This window comes from Desulfosporosinus burensis, assembly GCF_054657535.1.
Genome location: NZ_BAAHYN010000123.1, coordinates 1 through 218, shown reverse-complemented (window position 1 = coordinate 218; position 218 = coordinate 1). Strand labels below are relative to the sequence as shown.

The 218-nt window shown below is 49.5% G+C and carries 1 rRNA gene; it reads right to left on the bottom strand.

The window, feature by feature from the left end:
* Positions 1–60: ribosomal RNA gene (rrf, locus tag ACYQ3Q_RS28675) — 5S ribosomal RNA — on the bottom strand; the annotation flags it as partial.
* Positions 61–218 lie beyond the last annotated feature (158 nt).

Sequence of the window (218 nt, the reverse complement as noted above, 5' to 3'; positions counted from 1 at the left end):
GGTCTTAACTTCCGTGTTCGATATGGGAACGGGTGGAACCCCTCCGGCATGATCACCAGATGTCTGAGATATCTTTGTCCTTGCGAACGCTGTTCTCTCAAAACTGCACAGAGTCTATTATCTAGTCATTGTCGATCGAATTTGAGCCACTCACCTAGCGAGCTCTTTTAGGTCAAGCCCTCGACCTATTAGTACCAGTCAGCTCCACACGTCACCGC